This is a genomic window from Brevundimonas sp. EAKA, from assembly GCF_000698025.1.
Taxonomy (GTDB): domain Bacteria; phylum Pseudomonadota; class Alphaproteobacteria; order Caulobacterales; family Caulobacteraceae; genus Brevundimonas; species Brevundimonas mediterranea_A.
This window is the reverse complement of the sequence record NZ_JMQR01000242.1, coordinates 1-1657: the sequence shown is the minus strand read 5'-3', so window position 1 is coordinate 1657 and position 1657 is coordinate 1. Positions and strand designations below refer to the sequence as shown.

The 1657-nt window shown below is 65.4% G+C and carries 1 protein-coding gene; it reads right to left on the bottom strand.

The genetic code is table 11. The annotated features are described in order from the left end of the window. On the bottom strand, positions 1-1090 hold a 1090-nt coding region (locus ER13_RS17220), incomplete at its 3' end, for a PHP domain-containing protein (protein ID WP_035311352.1). Positions 1091-1657 lie beyond the last annotated feature (567 nt).

Genomic DNA, 1657 nt, shown 5'->3' with positions numbered 1-1657 from the left:
GCCCCACCGGGATGCCGTGCTCCTTGGCCCATTTGATGAAGTCGGACACGATCAGGAAATAGCCGGGGAAGCCCATCTGCTGGATGATGCCGACCTCCCATTCCAGCCGGCTCCAGTATTCCGCCTCGGGCACGGCGGGGGTGATCTGGCCAAGGCGGACCTTCAGCCCCTCGCGCGCCTGGTGCGCCAGTTCGTCGGCCTCGGACCGCCCTGCCCCGGTGTCGAACCGCGGCAGGATGGGCGCATGGGTGTTGACCAGGAAGGCGCAGCGCCGGGCGATGTCGATGGTGTTGTCGCAGGCCTCGGTCAGGTCGGCGAACAGGTCGCGCATCGCCGTCGCCGACTTGAACCAGTGTTCGCCGGTGATGCGGCGGCGGTCTTCCTGGCCGGTGAAGGCGCCGTCGGCGATGCACAACAGGGCGTCGTGCGACTTGGCCTGGGCCGCCTTGGCGTAATAGACGTCATTGGTCGCGACCAGGGGCGTCTCGTGGGCGTAGGCCCATTCGACCAGACCCGGCTCGGCCCGCTTTTCGTCCTCCAGCCCGTGACGCTGCAGCTCGACATAGAAGCGGTCGCCAAAGGCGGACTTCATCGTCGCCAGGGCGGCCGCCCCCTCGTTCGTCTTGCCCTGGGCGAACAGGGGATCGACCGGACCGTCGGGGCCGCCCGACAGCAGGATCAGCCCCTCGGACCGCGCCACGACCTGGTCCCAGGCCACGCCCGGTTCGGCCATTTCGCCCGCGTCCAGATAGGCCGAGGACGACAGGGCGCACAGGTTGCGCCACCCGGCCTCGTTCTGGACCAGCAGGACCACGGTCGGGGTCTTGGCCCAGCGCACGGCCTGGTGTCCGCCGATGCCGAACACCGGCAGGGCGCAGGCGATGATGGGCTGGACCCCGGCGTCACGGGTGTACTGGCTGAACTCCAGCGCGCCGAACAGATTGGTCCGGTCGGCGATGGCCACGGCCGGCATGCCCGCGTCCGCCGCCAGCTTGCCCAGCTTGCCCGCCTTGATCGCGCCTTCCAGCAGCGAATAGGCCGAGCGGACCCGCAGATGGACGAAACCCTGACTGTTGACCGGTTCGCTCACTGGACCTCCGCCTGTCGCGCCTCCGAAGGGAGGCCGCGCATCATCCTGGACCGAGTCTCACATCACCGCCCGCCGGAACACCGCAAACCTTCAGCCGGGCCGCGCGATTATCGATCCGCTGTGGATAGAGGCTTCAGACCGTCACGGCGAAAAAACACAGTCCAGATAGTCTAGAATCTCTCATAAGCGATTGATTTTACACAATGCGAATTCAGACCCTGTCGGTGCGAGTCTGAAAATCAGGCGGCCGTCACGCTGATGGCCAGGGTCCAGACCATCCAGACGAAACCGCTGCACGAGGCCAGCGACAGCATATCTCTCATCAAACGCGGCATGGCGACTTATCCCCAGACATGAATGTTCTTGCCTTGTTCTATGTTCGCTCATTGTTCTCGTCAACCCCGGTCTTATCCCAAGGGGCGAGACGGTCTGAAACCATTTGCAGCGACGCATCGTATGCCTGTGGAGAAAGGGAGATGTCCCCATGCCCAAGTCTCTGAAATTCCTGGCTGGCGCGGCGATTGCGGCCGCCCTGGTCGTCGTGACGACCGCCGCCCTGCCCCGGAC